This window comes from Sphingomonas sp. 67-41, assembly GCF_001899725.1.
Classification (GTDB): Bacteria; Pseudomonadota; Alphaproteobacteria; order Sphingomonadales; family Sphingomonadaceae; genus Sphingomonas; species Sphingomonas leidyi.
On record NZ_MKWJ01000007.1, the window covers coordinates 111,980 to 128,501 of the forward strand.

Here is a 16,522-nt window from a genome sequence, read left to right on the forward strand (position 1 = left end):
CTCGATATGGACCTTTCCATCCCCCCGGAAGCAGAGCGGTTGCGGCAGGAATTTCGCGACTTCCTGGCGACCAGCCTCCCCCCCGAACTGAGCCGCAAGACGCTGTTCGGGGAGAAGCTCACCAAGGACGAACATCAGGGCTGGCAGAGGATTCTCCAGGCCAAGGGCTGGCTCACGCCGAGCTGGTCCAAGCAATGTGGAGGCCCCGGCTGGGGGCCGCTCGAACGCTTTCTGTGGGACGAGGAATCCGCGCTTGCCGGTGCGCCTCGTGCCAATATTCCCTCGCTCGATCTGCTCGGCCCGGTGATCATCGAATTCGGGACGGAAGCACAAAAGGCGGAGCACCTGCCGCGCATCCTCTCGGGCGAGGATTGGTGGTGTCAGGGCTTCTCCGAACCGCAGGCGGGTTCCGACCTTGCTGCGCTCCAGATGCGCGCGGTTCGCGACGGCGACGACTATATCGTCAACGGCACCAAGCTGTGGACCAGCTGGGCGCACATGGCGAACAAGATCTTCTGCCTCGTCCGCACCTCGACCGACGGGCCGAAACAGGCCGGCATCTCCTTCCTGTTGATCGACATGCACCAGCCTGGCGTCGAGGTAACGCCGATCTACACGCTGGGCGGAATGCTCGCAGTCAATCAGGTGCGGATCGAGGATGTTCGCGTGCCCGTGACTAATCTGATCGGCAATGAGGGCGACGCCTGGAACATCACCAAGTTCCTGCTCGGGCATGAGCGGCTGGTGGGGGCCGGCATCGGGCCGAGCCTGGCGCTGGCGCGGCAGTTGCGCGCGGCGCTGGATCGCGAGGGCGCCGATGGGCAGCCCGTCGGAAGCGATCCGATCCTCAGCCAGCGCGTTGCTGAGGCCGAAACCGACCTGATGGCGCTGCGTTACACCGCCTATCGGGTGTTGGCCGACGAGCTTTCAGGCAAGGCGCCTGGGCCCGAGGTGTCGGTACTCAAGATCCGCGGCGGCGAAATCCAGCAGGCGCTGACTGAATTGCTGATGGAAGTCGGCGAGATCCAGAGCCTCGCGCATCCCTACACGTTGCCCGAAGGCGTGGTGCCGCTCGAGATCGCGAGCATGGCGCAGCAATATTTCGACCGGCGCAAGCTCACCATTTACGGCGGCAGCTCCGAGATCCAGCGCAACATCATTGCGCGCCGGCTGCTGCACGTCTGAGGGCCGGGGACATGGATTTCACCTATAACGACAGCCAGCAGATGCTGCACGACAGCGTCGACCGGTTCCTGACCGACAAGCACGACCTCGTCGCGCGGCAAAAGCTGTTGGGCGATCCAGCGGCGGAGGCAGTGTTGTGGCGCGAAATGGCCGAACTGGGCTGGATCGGTGCAGCTTTCCCGGAGGAGGTTGGCGGATATTCCTCCTCGCCGGTCGATGCGATGATCGTGATGGAGCGGTTCGGACGTCATCTCGTCACCGCGCCTTATCTGATGACTGCGATCGTCTGCGGGCGGTTGCTGATCGCGGGCGAGCGGGTGGCGCTGATCGAGCAGGTTATCGCCGGTGAGGCGCGGCTCGCACTTGCTGCGGGATCGACGCATGTGCTGCGCAGCCCCGAGCATCATAGCTTCACGGCGGTGCCCGCCGGGAATGGCTGGACGATCAGCGGGCGGATGCCCGTGGTGATCGGCGGCGATGTCGCGGACCAGCTCATCGTCGCAGCGCGCACTGCGGGTGCCCTCGGAGATCGCCACGGGCTCGCCTTGTTCCTGGTCGATGCCGCGGACGTCGCGCGCCGTAGCTTCCGGATGATCGACGGGCATGGCGCGGCCGAGGTCGTGATCGAGGGTCTGACGCTCGCTGCCGACGCCGTCATCGGAGAGGTTGGTGGCGGGGTGGCGTTGGTCGAGCTGGCGCTCGATCACGGCATTGCCGGCGCCTGCGGCGAGGCGCTGGGCTCGATGGGCCATCTGGTGCCCGCGACCGCCGAATATACCCGCACCCGCGAGCAATATGGCGCGCCGCTCGCCAAGTTTCAGGTGCTCCAGCACCGCATGGCCGACATGTATATCCAGACCGAGACAGCGCGATCGATGACCTATGTCGCGTCGCTATCGCTCGATGCCGAGCCAAAGGAGCGTGCCCGTATCCTTTCCGCCGCCAAGGCGCAGATCGGCAAGTCGGGGAAGTTCGTGGGATACCAGGCTGTCCAGCTGCATGGCGGGATGGGCGTGTCCGAAGAGCTCGATATCGGGCATCACTACATTCGCCTGACGACGCTGAACCAGCTGTTCGGCGACACTGCCTTCCACCTGCGCCGCTTTGCCGCGGCAGGAGCTGCTGCATGACCTTCGATTACAGTCGATATGACAAATTGCGCGTCGAACTCGATGGCGCGGTGCTGCGCCTCACGCTCAACCGCCCCGAAAAGCGCAACATTATCGACGATCCGATCAACACCCAGCTTTCGGACGCTTTTCACGACGCGACCTTCGATGACCGGGTTCGCTGCGTGGTGCTGGCGGGCGAGGGGCCGAGCTTTTGCGGTGGCGGCGATTTCGCCCAGATGAAGCGCAAGGTCGACGATCCGGGACTGTTCTTCAAGGGCATCTGGAACTCGCGCCGGCTGGTTTACACCGTGCTCGATTGCCCCAAGCCGACTGTCGCGAAGCTGCAGGGCCATGCGATGGGGCTGGGGGCGACGCTGCCGCTGATGTGCGATTTCGTGGTCGCGGTGGACGATACCAAGATCGCCGATCCGCACGTCAATATCGGGCTGGTCGCCGGCGATGGCGGCTCGCTGATCTGGCCGCAGATGATGGGCTACGCCAAGGCGCGCAAATTCCTGATGCTGGGCGAGCCGATCCTCGGCAAGGAAGCTGCCGAGCTGGGGCTGATCGCCGAATCCGCGCCGACGTTCGAGGAAATGGACGCGATCGCCGAGCGCTGGATCGACAAGCTGGCAAATGGTGCGAGCATGTCGCTCTATGGCACCAAGATGACGATCAACCAGCCGCTGCGGCAGCTGGCGCATGCGGCGCTCGACACCGGCATGGCCTATGAAGGCTTGTCCAACATCAGCAAGGACCACGCCGAAGCCATCACCGCGATCGGCGAAAAGCGGCGCCCGACCTTCACCGGGGAATGACCGTGGCGGCGGAGGCGTTCACCGGATACCGGCGGCGTGTTCGCATTCTACCGCATCCCGGGCGTGTGGAAGTCGACATGGAGGATGACGCGCATCGTTTCGGCGTGTCGCTCGATCATGACGGGACGACGATCACCGCCGTTGAAACCCGCGCGCCGCGCTTTCCCTGGACGACATGCCCGGGCGCGGGGGTGTTTCTCGGCGAACGCATGACGGGTGTTGCGCTGGCGGATGCTGCACGCACCGACAATCAGCGCGATCATTGCACCCATGTCTACGATCTGTTCGTGATCGCGGCGCGGCACGCGCTCGATACGGAGCCGCTCACCTACGACATACGGGTATCCGACCCGTCGGAAACCGGGCGATTGGCGGAGATCGACCGGGATGGGGAGACCGTCCTGCGCTGGACGTTCGACGACCAGACCGATGTGAGCCAGGCGCTGCGTGGTGATCGCCGCGCGTTCGATGCCTGGACGCGCAAGCTCCCGCATCCGCTGCAGGAGGCAGGATTGCTGCTGCGCCGCGGCGTGATGGTCTCGGGGACGCGCTTCTTCGACTTTCCCGTCGGATCGGCGGCTGCCGGGATGCGGCACATGATCGGCGCCTGCTTCACCTACCAGGCCGAGCGCGCCGAAACCGCGCTGCGCGTCGCCGACACGATCCGTGACTTCTCGAACAATCCAGAAAAAATGCTGTCAGGAGACGATGATGACCGACGTGCTGGACGGCCTTCGGGTCATTGACCTCGGCCGCGGGCGGGCCGCTTCGGTTGCGGGCCTGTTGCTCGCGCAAAGCGGCGCTCAGGTGACGCGGCTCGACCGCGCGGACAGCCGTCAGAGCGACGTTCAGGATGCGATGTGGAACCGGATGAAAGCGCGCGAGCCTTTTGACGTGACGCGGCTGTTCACGCTGCTCGCCAACGCCGATGCATTGGTCCATGACTGCCTGCCGAGCGAGGCGAAGGCGCTCGGGGTCGACGCTGCGTCGCTATCGGCGCGCTTTCCGCAATTGATCCATGTCGCGATCGGCGGCTGGCCGATCGGGCATCCGAAGCAGGAGCGTCCGGTCAGCGATGCGCTGGTGTTGGCCGAGGCGGGGCTGCTCGACGAGCAGAAGGCAATCCATCGGGACGGCCCGGTCTGGTTGCGCTTTCCATTGGGCAGTGCGCACGCCGCCTATCTTGCTGCGATCGGCGTTGCCGCGCGTCTCTACGCCCGGCAGCGCACCGGCATGGGCGGGCCGGTCGCGACCAGCCTGATCCAGGGTGCGATGGTTCCGGCCGGGCTGTTGTGGCATCGCGCCGACAATCCCTCGCCGGCGTTGCGCTTCGGCTTTCCCAAGGATGCCGGCGCGACCCTGTTCGAGTGCGGCGACGGGCTATGGATGCACACGATGGGGCAGCCGGTGAAGGCGCCTTCGGTTGCCGCCGCCCTCGCCGCGATGGATGGCGACGAGCGCACCCGGCTCAATCAGAAATATGCCGGGGCTGTGATCAAATATATCGACGATCGCGGTGCGATCGAGGCGATCTTCAAGACGCGTCCACGGCAGGAGTGGCTCGACGAGCTCTGGGCGTCGGACGTTCCGGTTCAGCCGACCGCCGCGATGGGCGCGCTCTATTTCGACGAGCAGGCGGCGGCGAACGACTATGTCGTTGATGTGGAGGACGCGCGCCTCGGCAGCACGCGCCAACCCGGACCCCCATTCCAGGTAGCGAGGGCGGGCGCGCTGCCCGCGCCCGATGTCGCGGCGCGACCGATGGCGTCGCCGCTTGATGGCCTCAAGATCCTCGACTTCGGCAATTTCCTGGCCGGACCGCTCGCCCCGCAATTGCTGGCCGATCTGGGTGCCGATGTGATCAAGGTGGAGGCGACCACCGGCGATCCGCTGCGCCACGCGGACTGGGCCTTCAACGGATGCCAGCGCAACAAGCGCGACATCGCATTGGCCCTTAAGCATCCCGACGCGGCAACCGTGCTCGAGCGGCTGATGGGCTGGGCGGATGTAGTGCATCACAATCAGCGTATGCCCGCCGCTGAAAAGCTGGGCTTCGGGTGGGAAGCAGTCCACGCCGCGAACCCGCGGGCGATCTATTGCCATGTCAGCTCTTATGGCGCGCAAGGCCCGCGCAAGGACTGGCCGGGTTACGATCAGCTCTTCCAGGCGGCAGCGGGTTGGGAGCTTGCCAATGCTGGGCAGGGCAATCGGCCAACGTGGTGCCGGTTCGGGATGATGGACCATCTCTGCGCGCTGGCTTCGGCGTTGGCCACGCTGTTAGCGCTGTTGCGGCGCGACGCGACTGGGGAGGGAGAATTCGTGGCGGCGTCGCTGCTGGGGGCGAGCTTTGCGAGTATCGAGACGGTGCTGCTCGCCGATGGCACGCTCGCACCCTTTGCCGAGCTCGATCACGCCCAGATGGCTATTGGACCCACGCAGCGGCTGTTCGAATGCGCCGATGGCTGGATCGCGGTGGATGCGCCGGATCGCGAGGCGATGCCGGAGGGACTCGGCGATACTGAGCTCGGCGCAATGGCGAAGGCGGCCGCCGTGGTAGCGCTGACCGGGCAAGGCTATCCTTCGGTCGAGGTCGCGCTCGACAACGGCCAGGCATTTCTGGCCGACAAGGATAATCGCGTGGCGAGGCTGGTCGCATCGTTCGAACATCCCGTTTATGGCGGCTATGATCAGCTTGGTGCTGTGTTGAGCTTCGGCGATCTTGCCACGCCGCTCGATCTGCCGCCGCCTCTGCTGGGGCAGCATAGCGACGAGGTGCTTGCCGAGATCGGCTTCGACGCCGCGGCCCGGTCGGCACTGATCGTTGCCGAGGTGGTGAAGGCGGCATGACCTTGTGGTTTGAAGGGGTTGACGACGTCCGCCTTGCCGCCAGCGCATTCGGACCGGAGGATGGCGCACTTGTCGTCATGATCGGCGGCCTGGGCCAGACGCGGCACAGCTGGACCCGCGCCGCCGAACGGATCGGAGCGTCCGGACGGCGAGCGATCACGATCGATCTGCGAGGGCATGGCGAAAGCGAATGGTCCGCCGACGGCGGCTATGGCTATGAGCGTACCGCCGGTGATGTGATCGCCGTGGTGCGCGCATTGGGCCGGCCGGCGGTGCTGGTCGGCGCCTCGCTCGGTGGCAAGATCGCGCTGACCGCTGCGGGGAGCGGCGGACCGGAGATCGCGCAAGGGCTCGTGATGGTGGATACGGTGCCGCGTACCAATCCCGCAGGCGTCGCGGAGGTTACGCAGGTGCTGCGACCACCGCCCGAGGGCTTCGCCTCGCTGGACGAAGCCGCGGCAGAATTGGCGCGCATTCGCGGACAGGCGCCACGATCAGGCGGTGGAGAGCGGCTGCGTCCGAACATGCGGGTCGACGCGGCGGGGCGCTGGCATTGGCACTGGGATCCCGCCTGGATGGAGCGCGATCAGGGGATCGGCCTTGCAGCGGCAATGGATTTTCTCGAAGCGGCAGCGGCACGGTTGACCGTGCCAGTGCTGCTGACGCGCGGCGAATTGAGCCAGGTGGTGGGCGATGACGGGCTCGCGGCGTTCCGCGCGATCGTACCGCAGGTCGAAATCGAAACGATCGCCGGAGCGGGGCATATGATTGTCGGAGATCGTAACGACGCTTTCGCCGATGCGGTCATCGCCTTTCTGGAGCGGACACCGGCGCTGCAATCCGTATGTGATTGATTGGGGCGGCCGCTTGCCTTCGCGGAGGCATCGCCGGACAGCGGAACTCTGAACCAAAGGGTGCCGACTGACCGTGCTTTCGAGCTTTTTCACTCCCGCAAGCGTCGCCGTCGTGGGCGCTGCGGACGATCCTGCGAAGCTTCGCGGCAAGCTGCTCAAGCTTGCTTTGGAGAGCGGCTATTCGGGGCCGGTCCATCCCGTTCATCCCAAGGGCGGGACGATCCAGGGGCGCACCGCCTACACATCGCTGGCGGAAATTCCGGGAGGCGCCGAACTGGTGCTGATCGCGACGCCGGGCGCGACGGTGCCGGGGGTGATCCGCGAGGCGGTGGCGGCAGGCGCGAAGGCAGCAGTCATCCTGTCCTCGGGCGTCGATATGGCCGAGCTGACCGATGCGATCGGCGATAGCGGGCTGCGCTATATGGGCCCGAACACCGAGGGCTATTTCGATCTGAACGGCGTGGCGGCGACCTTTGCGGCAGTTGTCGAGGGGGCGTTGGCGGAAGGGCAGGCCGCAGCGCGGCCGGGGCGCAAGGTCTCGATCGTGTCGCAGTCGGGCGGCCTGGGCTTTGCGCTGTTCGGCCGGGCGCTGGCCGAGCATCTCGATTTCAACGCAGTGATCACGACGGGAAATGAGGGTGACCTCGAATGCCTGGATTTTGTCGACCATTTGCTGGACGCGGGCGAGAGCGGCGTCATCCTGATGTTCATCGAGGGGCTGAAGACACCCTCGCGCATTGCCGCAGTCGCCGCCAAGGCGGCCGACAAGGGTGTGCCAATCGTCGTAATGAAGGTGGGGCGCTCCGAGGCCGGGCAGCGTGCGGCAGTCTCGCACACCGCGCATCTGACCGGGGCCGACACCGCTTATGACGCGGTGTTCGAGCGTTATGGCGTGATCCGCGTGTTCGACATGGAGGAGATGCTGGCCGCCGCGGCCGCCTTCGCGCGCTTCCCGCACGGGCGCGTGCGGCGCGCGGCGGTCGTGACGACCTCAGGTGGCGCAGGCGCATGGGCGGCGGACCTTTGCGGGACGCTGGGAATCGATGTGCCGGAACTGAGTGCCGAGCTTCAGGCGGACATTGGCGAGTTCATCCCGGAATTCGGATCGCCGGCCAATCCTGTCGACGTCACCGCGCAGGCGGTTGAGGCGGGAGGTGTGCCGCTGGTGCGCGTGCTGGAAAAGCTGCAGCATAGCGACGAGATCGATGCGATGATCGTCAATATGGGGCTGCACAAGGCCGGGCGTATTAACTCGCTCGCCGAACTGCTTGGGCCAGTCTACGCTCAGGCGAACAAGCCCATCCTTTTCCATTCGCACATCCTGCCGGTGTCGCAGAACATGGCGTCGCTGGCGGCGCTGGGAGGGCAGGGGTTTACCAGCTTCCGGGGATGCGCGTCGGCATTGTCCGCGCTCGACCGGCACGCGGCGTTTCTCGAAAGCTGGAAGCGGCGTGCGCCCATCCCGCCGGCGCGGGTTGCGGTAATGGATCATGCTCTGGCCGGGGTGTTCGACGAGGCCGACACGGCGAAGCTGCTTGCCGCCTATGACATTCCGGTCCCGCCCAGCGCGCTGACCGCAAACCGCGACGATGCGGCGCGCGAGGCGGCGGCAATGGGCTTTCCGGTGGTGCTCAAGATTCAATCGCCTGACATCGCCCACAAGACCGAGGCGGGCGGCGTGGCGCTGAATATCGGTGCGGGCGAAGTCGAGGGCGCGTTCGATCGCATTCTCGCCAGCGTCAAGGCCTATGCGCCCGCCGCCCGGATCGAGGGCGTGCTGGTCCAGAAGATGATGCCCAAGGGGCATGAGATCGTCATCGGCGTCACCCGCGACGCGGATTTCGGGCCATTGGTGATGCTCGGCTCCGGGGGCATCTATCTCGAGGTGCTCAAGGATGTGGTGTTCGCGCCGCCGCCGCTGTCGGTGGATGATGCCAAAGCGCTGATCGGCCGGCTCAAGACCGCACCGATCCTCGCCGGGGCGCGTGGCCAGGCCCCCGCCGACATCGATGCACTCGCCGCACTCGTCTCGCGCGTCGCCGAGCTGGCGCGGGCGGAGAGCAATATCGACCAGCTCGATCTCAATCCGGTGTTCGTCTACCCGGCCGGCGAGGGCGTCGTTACCGTCGATGCGCTGGTGGTGGCCGGGCAGCCGCATGGCGGAGGCCATTGATGCATCCCGATCAGGACTATGCGGGCTTCGTCACCGAAGGTCGCTTCATGCTTCAGCGTTCGCGCAGCAGCGGCAGGTTCGTCTTTTACCCGCGCGTCGCAGCGCCGGGGACGGGCGAAACTGATCTCGAATGGGTCGAGGCGTCAGGCGAGGGCGTGGTCTATTCGACTACGGTCGTGCGTAACAAGCCGCCGACGCCGGACTATAATATCGCACTGATCGACCTTGCCGAGGGCGTGCGAATGATGAGCCGCGTGGTCGAGATGGATCCCGGCGCAGTGACGATCGGAATGCGCGTGAAGGCCAGGATCGGCGAGATCGACGGCGTTGCTGCGGTCGTGTTCACGGGAGCCGGCGCATGAGCTTCCCACGGGGCAAGACAGCGATCGTTGGCGCAGCGACGTTCGGGATCGGATCGGCGCCAGGCTATTCGGCGACCGAGCTGCTGGCCAAGGCTTCGCTCGCCGCGATCGCCGATGCCGGTCTGAGCGTAGCGGATATCGACGGTGTGTTCGCGATCATGCCGCAGGATCCGTTCACTGCCATGAGCGTGCCCGAATATCTGGGGATCCGGCCGAAGATCACCGAGACGACACGGACGGGCGGCTCGTCGTTTCAGATCCATGCGATGTGGGCCGCACTGGCTTTGGAGGCGGGGCTCTGCGACGCGGTGCTGATCGCTTATGGCAGCAACCAGCGGTCTGCGGCGGGCGGGCTTATGACGAGCGGCGCGGCGCCCTTCCCATACGAGAGCGTCTACAAACCGCGCAATCCGCCGAGTTCCTATGCGCTGGCGGCGGCGCGGCACATGCATGACTATGGCACGACACGCGAACATCTCGCCGAAGTCGCGGTGGCAGCGCGGAAGTGGGCGCAGCTCAATCCCGACGCATTCGTCCGGGATCCCCTGAGCATCGAGGACGTGCTCGGCGCGCGTATGGTCTCCGATCCATTGACGGTGCGCGATTGCTGCCTGGTCACCGATGGTGCCGCGGCGGTAGTGATGACGCGTGCCGACCGGGCGCGCGACTTGCCGCAACCGCCCGCCTATCTGCTCGGGGCGGCATCGGCGACCTGGTACAAGAATATCTCGTCCGCCCAAGACCTGACCGTGACGGCAGCGACGGAAGCAGGCGAACGGGCTTATGCGCAGGCGGGTGTAAAGCCATCGGATATCGATGTTGTCGAAGTCTATGATGCGTTCACGATCAATACGATCCTGTTCCTTGAGGATCTCGGTTTCTGCCCGAAGGGCGAGGGCGGGCGGTTCGTGGCTGATGGGGGGATCGCGCCGGGAGGAAAGCTAGCAGTCAACACCAATGGCGGCGGTCTATCCTGCGTGCATCCCGGCATGTACGGCCTGTTCACGATGGTCGAGGCGGTGACTCAGCTTCGCGGTGCCGCGGGCGAACGCCAGATCGCGGGGGCAAAGCTGGCGCTGGCGCACGGTAACGGCGGGACGCTGTCGAGTCAGGCAGTGACGATCTTCGGCACCGGGGAGACGCTCTGATGCCGCTGAATGCCGATTATATCCTGGGCCGCGCCTTTGATCCCATCGAGACGGTGATCAGCGATCGCGACGCGATGTTCTATGCGCTGTCGATCGGCATTGGCCGCGATCCGCTGGATGCGCACGATCTGCGCTATGTGTTCGAGAAGGACCTCAAGGTGTTTCCGACCATGCCGATCGTGATCGGACATCCGGGCAACTGGATGGCGGAGCCGGCGGCGGGCATTACCCGGACGATGGTGGTGCATGGCGCGCAGCGGCTGTCGAGCTATCGCCCGCTTCCGGTGGGTGGAGTGGTGATCTCGACCAACAAGGTCACTGCGATCTGGGACAAGGGCGACAAGGGCGCGGTGATGGACCTGACACGCGAGACGTTCGACAAGGCGAGCGGCGACCTCATCGCGCGGAGCAACTCGAGCGTGTTCTGCCGTGCCGATGGCGGGTTCGGCGGACCTTCGGGCGAAAGCCACGCCTACATCGCCGTGCCTGAAAGGGCGGCCGATCGATCCGTGGAGATGCCGACCGAGCCCAACATGGCGCTGATCTATCGCCTCAATAACGACCGCAACCCACTTCACGCTGAGCCAGAATTCGCGGCACGGGCCGGCTTCTCGCGTCCGATCCTGCATGGCCTTGCGACTTACGGCGTCGCGGCGGTGGCGGTGGTGAAGGCGTTTCCGGAGAAAATGCTGACAGCGTTCGAGACCCGCTTCTCCAAGCCAGTGCTGCCGGGCGAGACCGTGACGGTGGATATGTGGGACGAAGCCGGTGTCGTGGTGTTCCGCGCAGGGGTCGGCGACAAGGTCGTACTCGATCGCGGGCGGGCCGTGCTGGCATGACGTCGCTCGAGCGCCAGCTGCTCGACGAGATCGAGATTCAACGGTTGGCGGCGGCATATAGTCATGCGGCGATGCGATTGGATGGTGCGGCGGCGGCCGCGGTCTATGCCGAAGACGGCGTGCTCACGGCGTTCTACAAGGCCGAAATCATTGGCCGCGCAGCGATCGCCGAGGCGCTGACCCTGACCTTCGCGCCGCTCGAATTCCTCGCGCAGACGTGCGGGGCGGGCGTGATTCGGATTGATGGCGACACCGCCATTGCGACCTGGACGGTCAGCGAGCTCCTCAAGCGGCACGGCGAGGAAGGGCTCGCCTGTTGCTTTGGCAGCTATGAGGACCAGCTGGTGCGAACACCTGAGGGGTGGCGCTTCGCCCATCGCCGGTTCCTGCCTTTCTATCGCGGCATGATCGAGAGCGCCGGGCGAAGCTATCCGTCTCCCGCGTTCGAGCGCCCGATCAGCTGACCGGGCAGGGCAGCATGTCTCTCTCCCTTCAGCGCATCATCATCGCGCCGCCGTCCACCGGCACGATCTGACCGGTCATGAAATGCGCACCTTCCGAAGCTAGGAAGGCGACGACAGGCACAAGGTCCCCATCGATCTCGCCCAGCTTGCCGCCGAGCGGAATCGAGACTTTCAGCATCGCCTCATGGCCGCTCAGTTGCTCAGGCGCCATTGCGGCGCGGGTCTTGTCGTACATCGGCGTCCAGATTGCCGGGGCGATGCCGTTGACGCGGATATTGTAGCGGCCCCATTCGACTGCGATCGAGCGGATCCAGGCCACCACGGCGCCCTTGGAAGCAGCGTAGGCTGCCTTGTTCGGATAGCCCTTCACACCCGCCGATGAGGCGAAGTTGAGGATGACGCCGCCCTTTTCCTTCAAGTGCGGGAAGACGGCCTGATTGGTGAGGAAGGTGCCCGTTGCGTTGATCGCCAGAACCTGATCCCATTGGTCGAGTGGAATGGCTTCGGCCTGCGCTCCGGGCGCGATGCCGGCGGCGTGGATCAGGACGTCGAGGCCGCCGAGCTGGCCCACCGCTGCGTCGATCCCTGCTGTAACTGACGCCTTGCTGGCAACATCGACGCTCACGAATCCCGTGCCGGTTTCCGTGGCGATCCGCGCTCCAGCTTCCGAATTTATGTCGAGCGACACGACCTGCGCGCCCAGCCCAGGCAAGGCGCGAACCAAGCCTTCGCCCATTCCGCTCGCCCCGCCGGTGACGATGATTCGGCGGCCCTTCAACAGTGTTTCGGTCATGCGGCTCTCCTAGCAAAGCAGCGATAACACCAGTCGTCCGTCCAGCGGATCGGCCTTGTGATCAATGCCGCACTACCTTTGCCTCGACCCGCCAAGAGGCCGATCCTGCGGCGAAATCACCACAGGAGAGAGACATGGATTTCGGCATTCGAGACAAGGTTGCGTTCGTATCGGGCGGCAGCAAGGGCATGGTCCGCGAGGCGGCGGTGATGCTTGCCGACGAAGGGGCGAAGATCGCCATCGTCGCGCGCACGCAGGGACCGATCGATGAAACGGTAGAACTGATCCGCAGCCGTGGCGGGACGGCGATGGGCTATTCGGCGGACCTCACCACCCGTGCTGGGGTGCGCGATGCGGTGGCAGCCGTCACCGCCGAATTCGGTGCGCCGGACATCGCGATCAGCTGTGTCATGGAGAACATCGCCGGCGATTTCGAAGACGTGAAGGACGAGGATTTCGAGCGCTTCTTCATCGTCTACGCGATGAGCGTGGTCTATCTCGCCCGCGAAGTGATCCCGGCGATGAAGGAGAAGGGCTGGGGCCGTTTCGTCGCGGTTGGATCGGGTACCGCCAAGGAGCCGGTGGGCAATATTCACCATATGCTCGCCAACACCACGCGCCCCGCCGCGGTGGGCTTCGTCAAGACGCTGTCGGATGAAGTCGCGAAATACGGCATAACCTGCAACACGGTCGGCCCGGGCTGGATCGGGACCGATAACATGTACAATTATCTCGAGAAGAAGATGGGCATCGCGCCCGACAAGGTCGGCGAGTTCCTGCACGATCTCATTCCGGCGGGACGCGTCGGCCGGCCCGAGGAGATCGCATCGACCATCGCCTATCTCTGCTCCGATCTGGCCGGTTATATCAGCGGCAACTGGATCGGCGTGGATGGAGGCAAGCACAAGTCGCTGTTCTGATCCGCTTCTTGCAGGCGGTGGTCTAGAGCTCGACCACCGCCCGCATCGGCGTCTTGCCCTCGGGCGCCTCGTAGAATTGCTCGCTCCATTTGCGCAGCGCCGTGTAGCCGGCGATGTCCTGCTTCGCGAAAACCGGGCGCTGGACGAACACCTGATGCCGCCAGATACGGGCATCCTCTTCGAACAACTCGATCGTGTGATGTGCGAAGTCGCGCTGGGCCTGCGGCATCGTATCGGGCGACGCCGGATCGCGCGGCAGGAAATAGCTCACGCGCAGGTCGGACAGTTCCTCGTCGATTGGCGTCGCGGTGAGGATCAGGCGATAGGGGTTGCGCCCGTCGAATGCCGCAAAGGACAGTCCCGGCCCCATGTTCAGCGTATGCAGCGTCAGCGCGACCTGCTTGGTCTTCGGTGACTTGAACCCCATGCGCGAACGCCAGCGCGTGCCCGGCGTCTCGAACCATAGCAGCTCGGGGTCTTCGGGCGCGCCATGGGCGAAGCGGAAATGCATCGAGTCCGCAGCGTTTTCCTGGATCAGCTGCGGGTGGAGCGGTTCGGCGGGTTTGTCGACGATCGCCTGCGGATAGCAGGGGTAATAATCGGCCTCGCTGCCCTCCAGCTCGAAATCGGCGAACAGATCGGGCAGATCCCAGCCTTCGCGTGGGGGCCCGCCAGCGGGATCGTGCCACATGAAGATCAGCCCGTGCCGCTCGATCAAATGGCGGGTGCGCAGCTTCGCGCCGGTGGGTTTGTCCTGATAGGGGATATTGGCGTTGGTCCCGTCCTTGGCCCATGCCCAGCCATGATAGGGGCAGACAACACAGCCCTTCTTCACCTTGCCGCCATGGCCGAGATGCGCGCCGAGATGCTTGCAATGCGCGTCCATCACCGCGAGCACGCCGGCCTCGTCGCGAAAGGCAACCAGATCCTCGCCGAAATAGCGCATCGGCTTGACGCCGCCGGGCGCGAGTTCGGCGCTCCAGCCGATCTGGAACCAGCCTGTGGGCTTCATGCTGAGCTTGAGCATAGTCTGCCTTTCTGCGCCTCAAAGCGTCTCGACATGCGGGGTGGGGGATGCGCCCGGATCGGCCTCGTAGAAGCGCTCACTCCATTTGCGCAGCGCCGTGTATCCCTTGATATCCTGCTGGGCGTAGACTGGCCGCTTTACGAAGACCTGGTGCCGCCAGATGCGCGCGTCTTCCTCGAAAAGCGCCTCGGTGCTCCTCGCAAAATCGCGCAGCTTTCCGGGCATCACTTCGGGCGATTGCGGATCGCGCGGGAGGAAATAACTTACGCGGAAATCCGCCGTCGCGTCGTCCACCGGCGTTGCCGTCACTATCAGGCGGTAATGAATCTTGTCGCCATCGAAGAAGGTGAAGGAGAGGCCGACATTGGGCTTGATGCCACGGTTGAACAGCGCGTGCGCGCCTGTCCTGGGCGATTTGAACGCCATCGTGCTGCGCAGCCGGTTGCCCTCCTCCCAGCATTCGGTGAGCTCGGGATAGTCGGGCGCCCCATGCGTGAAGACGAAGTGCACCGAGTCCGCCGTGTTCTCCATCATCAATTGTGGATGGATACGCTCGCCGGGACGGTCGACGATCGCTTCGGGATAGCAGGGATAATAGTCGGTCTCGTCGGCGATCTTGTCGGGGAAATCGGCGAACAGATCGGGTAGTTCCCAACCCTCGCGTGGGGGTCCGCCGGCGGGATCGTGCCACAGGAAGATCAGTCCGTGGCTTTCGATCGTATTCCAGCGGCGAAGTTTCGCACGTGTGGGCATCTCCTGATAGGGAATGTCGGCATTGCTTCCGTCCCTGGCCCATGCCCAGCCGTGATAGGGGCAGACGATGCAACCCTTCTTCACCTTGCCGCCATGGCCCAGATGTGCCCCCAGATGCTTGCAATGCGCGTCGAGGATCGCGAGCGCGCCGGCGTCGTCGCGAAAGGCAACAAGGTCGTGCCCGAAATAGCGCATCGGCTTGACGCCGCCGGGCGCGATCTCAGCGCCCCAGCCCACCTGAAACCAGCCCGTGGGTATCATGCTCAGCTTCAGCATTGCGCACTCCTCATGGCCGGATGAGCCGCTTGCCGATCCCGCGTCCGCTCAACATGCCGAGATAGGCGGCAGGGGCGTTTTCGAGGCCGTCGATGATGGCTTCGCTATGGACGGTCCGGCCATTGCCTACCCCTTCGCGCAGCTCGGCGAGTGCGGTCGGGAAGAGGTGTGGATGCTCGGCGGTGATAAAGCCCCGAAGGCTCAAGCCGCGATAGAGCAGCGCCTTGAAGTGCGTCAGCGTTATCGGGCGTTCGTCGTTATAGTGCGCGGCGAGCCCGCAAAGCAGGATGCGCCCGCCTTGCGCCATCGCCGGAAGCGCGGCGTCGAGATTGGGGCCGCCGACATTTTCGAACAATATGTCTATCCCGTTCGGAGCCGCCTCCGCGATGCGTTCGGCGAGATTGGGAAGGCGATGGTCGAGGCAGGCGTCGAAGCCGAGCTTGCCGGTGACATATGCGCATTTCTCCGCACCGCCCGCAGTGCCGATCACCCGCAGATCCCGTGCCTTGGCGAGCTGGCCGACGACGCTGCCCACCGGACCGCTGGAGGCGGACACGAGCAGCGTCTCGCCCGGCTCCGGATCGGCGAGATGGAGGCCGACCCAGGCGGTGAGTCCCGAGCGGCCAAGGACGCCGAGCACCAGGCTCGGCGGGTCGATTTCGGCGGGAATGGCGTCGACTGACGCCGCGTCGAGCGCCTGTACTTCCTGCCATTTGCCGACACCGGTGATGTATTGACCGGGCGCGAAATCGGGCGACCGAGACTCGATCACTTCGCCCACGACGCGGCCGTGGATCGTGCCGTCCGCCCAGCCGGGGACTTCGCCGGTCCAGCTTCGCATCGCGCGGGCAAGATTGTTGATTTCCACTGAGAAGTGACCCGGGTTTTCCATCGAGAAGTGACCCGTCTGCGGATTATGTTTCGGGTGTCACGGGTGGGTCAACCCGTGGT

At 65.1% G+C, this 16,522-nt stretch carries 16 protein-coding genes; 12 read left to right on the forward strand and 4 right to left on the reverse strand.

Annotated features, from left to right (window positions below; genetic code table 11):
• Window positions 1-6 precede the first annotated feature (6 nt).
• The 11 genes from BGP17_RS03800 to BGP17_RS03850 all read left to right on the forward strand — a co-directional run bounded on the left by BGP17_RS03800 (window position 7) and on the right by BGP17_RS03850 (window position 11,802).
• Complete coding sequence (locus tag BGP17_RS03800) at window positions 7-1,185, forward strand: acyl-CoA dehydrogenase family protein (RefSeq protein WP_286711075.1); 1,179 nt, start codon at window positions 7-9, stop codon at window positions 1,183-1,185.
• An 11-nt stretch (window positions 1,186-1,196) separates the two neighbouring features.
• On the forward strand, window positions 1,197-2,315 hold the full coding sequence (locus BGP17_RS03805; RefSeq protein ID WP_286711076.1) for an acyl-CoA dehydrogenase family protein: 1,119 nt from the start codon (window positions 1,197-1,199) through the stop codon (window positions 2,313-2,315).
• Complete coding sequence (locus BGP17_RS03810) at window positions 2,312-3,115, forward strand: enoyl-CoA hydratase/isomerase family protein (RefSeq protein WP_286711077.1); 804 nt, start codon at window positions 2,312-2,314, stop codon at window positions 3,113-3,115. Before BGP17_RS03805 ends, BGP17_RS03810 begins: the two co-directional genes overlap by 4 nt.
• Window positions 3,112-3,861 carry a hypothetical protein gene (locus BGP17_RS03815; protein WP_286711078.1) on the forward strand — a complete coding sequence of 250 codons (750 nt, stop codon included), beginning with the start codon at window positions 3,112-3,114 and terminating at the stop codon, window positions 3,859-3,861. The genes BGP17_RS03810 and BGP17_RS03815 overlap by 4 nt, the downstream gene beginning before the upstream one ends.
• Window positions 3,827-5,962, forward strand: coding sequence for a CoA transferase (locus BGP17_RS03820; RefSeq protein WP_286711079.1), 2,136 nt, complete (start codon window positions 3,827-3,829; stop codon window positions 5,960-5,962). Before BGP17_RS03815 ends, BGP17_RS03820 begins: the two co-directional genes overlap by 35 nt.
• 77 nt (window positions 5,963-6,039) lie before the next feature.
• The gene (locus BGP17_RS03825; protein WP_286711080.1) at window positions 6,040-6,816 is read left to right on the forward strand and encodes an alpha/beta fold hydrolase; all 777 of its coding nucleotides are present in this window, start codon (window positions 6,040-6,042) and stop codon (window positions 6,814-6,816) included.
• Window positions 6,817-6,889: 73 nt separating this feature from the next.
• A complete protein-coding gene (locus BGP17_RS03830; RefSeq protein ID WP_286711081.1) occupies window positions 6,890-8,989 on the forward strand; it encodes an acetate--CoA ligase family protein in 2,100 nt (699 codons plus the stop codon).
• On the forward strand, window positions 8,989-9,351 hold the full coding sequence (locus tag BGP17_RS03835; protein WP_286711082.1) for a Zn-ribbon domain-containing OB-fold protein: 363 nt from the start codon (window positions 8,989-8,991) through the stop codon (window positions 9,349-9,351). Before BGP17_RS03830 ends, BGP17_RS03835 begins: the two co-directional genes overlap by 1 nt.
• Window positions 9,348-10,499, forward strand: coding sequence for a thiolase family protein (locus tag BGP17_RS03840; RefSeq protein WP_286711083.1), 1,152 nt, complete (start codon window positions 9,348-9,350; stop codon window positions 10,497-10,499). Before BGP17_RS03835 ends, BGP17_RS03840 begins: the two co-directional genes overlap by 4 nt.
• Window positions 10,499-11,338 (forward strand): MaoC/PaaZ C-terminal domain-containing protein, encoded by an 840-nt coding sequence (locus tag BGP17_RS03845; RefSeq protein ID WP_286711084.1) that lies wholly within the window; start codon window positions 10,499-10,501, stop codon window positions 11,336-11,338. The genes BGP17_RS03840 and BGP17_RS03845 overlap by 1 nt, the downstream gene beginning before the upstream one ends.
• Window positions 11,335-11,802 carry a nuclear transport factor 2 family protein gene (locus tag BGP17_RS03850; protein ID WP_286711085.1) on the forward strand — a complete coding sequence of 156 codons (468 nt, stop codon included), beginning with the start codon at window positions 11,335-11,337 and terminating at the stop codon, window positions 11,800-11,802. Before BGP17_RS03845 ends, BGP17_RS03850 begins: the two co-directional genes overlap by 4 nt.
• 28 nt (window positions 11,803-11,830) lie before the next feature.
• On the opposite strand, the gene BGP17_RS03855 is transcribed toward BGP17_RS03850, so the two are convergent.
• Window positions 11,831-12,595, reverse strand: coding sequence for an SDR family NAD(P)-dependent oxidoreductase (locus BGP17_RS03855; protein ID WP_286711086.1), 765 nt, complete (start codon window positions 12,593-12,595; stop codon window positions 11,831-11,833).
• Between the two features lie 134 nt (window positions 12,596-12,729).
• Here BGP17_RS03855 and BGP17_RS03860 point away from each other — a divergent pair, with 134 nt between their 5' ends.
• Window positions 12,730-13,515: an SDR family oxidoreductase gene (locus tag BGP17_RS03860; protein WP_286711087.1), complete on the forward strand. Its 786-nt coding sequence runs from the start codon at window positions 12,730-12,732 to the stop codon at window positions 13,513-13,515.
• A 22-nt stretch (window positions 13,516-13,537) separates the two neighbouring features.
• Here the strand turns inward: BGP17_RS03860 and BGP17_RS03865 are convergent, their stop codons facing one another.
• From BGP17_RS03865 to BGP17_RS03875, 3 genes are read right to left on the reverse strand one after another with little or no spacing between them, the layout of a single operon-like run.
• Window positions 13,538-14,542 carry an aromatic ring-hydroxylating oxygenase subunit alpha gene (locus BGP17_RS03865; protein WP_286711088.1) on the reverse strand — a complete coding sequence of 335 codons (1,005 nt, stop codon included), beginning with the start codon at window positions 14,540-14,542 and terminating at the stop codon, window positions 13,538-13,540.
• Between the two features lie 18 nt (window positions 14,543-14,560).
• A complete protein-coding gene (locus tag BGP17_RS03870; protein ID WP_286711089.1) occupies window positions 14,561-15,571 on the reverse strand; it encodes an aromatic ring-hydroxylating oxygenase subunit alpha in 1,011 nt (336 codons plus the stop codon).
• A 10-nt stretch (window positions 15,572-15,581) separates the two neighbouring features.
• On the reverse strand, window positions 15,582-16,412 hold the full coding sequence (locus BGP17_RS03875; RefSeq protein ID WP_286711090.1) for an MDR family NADP-dependent oxidoreductase: 831 nt from the start codon (window positions 16,410-16,412) through the stop codon (window positions 15,582-15,584).
• Window positions 16,413-16,522: the final 110 nt, after the last annotated feature.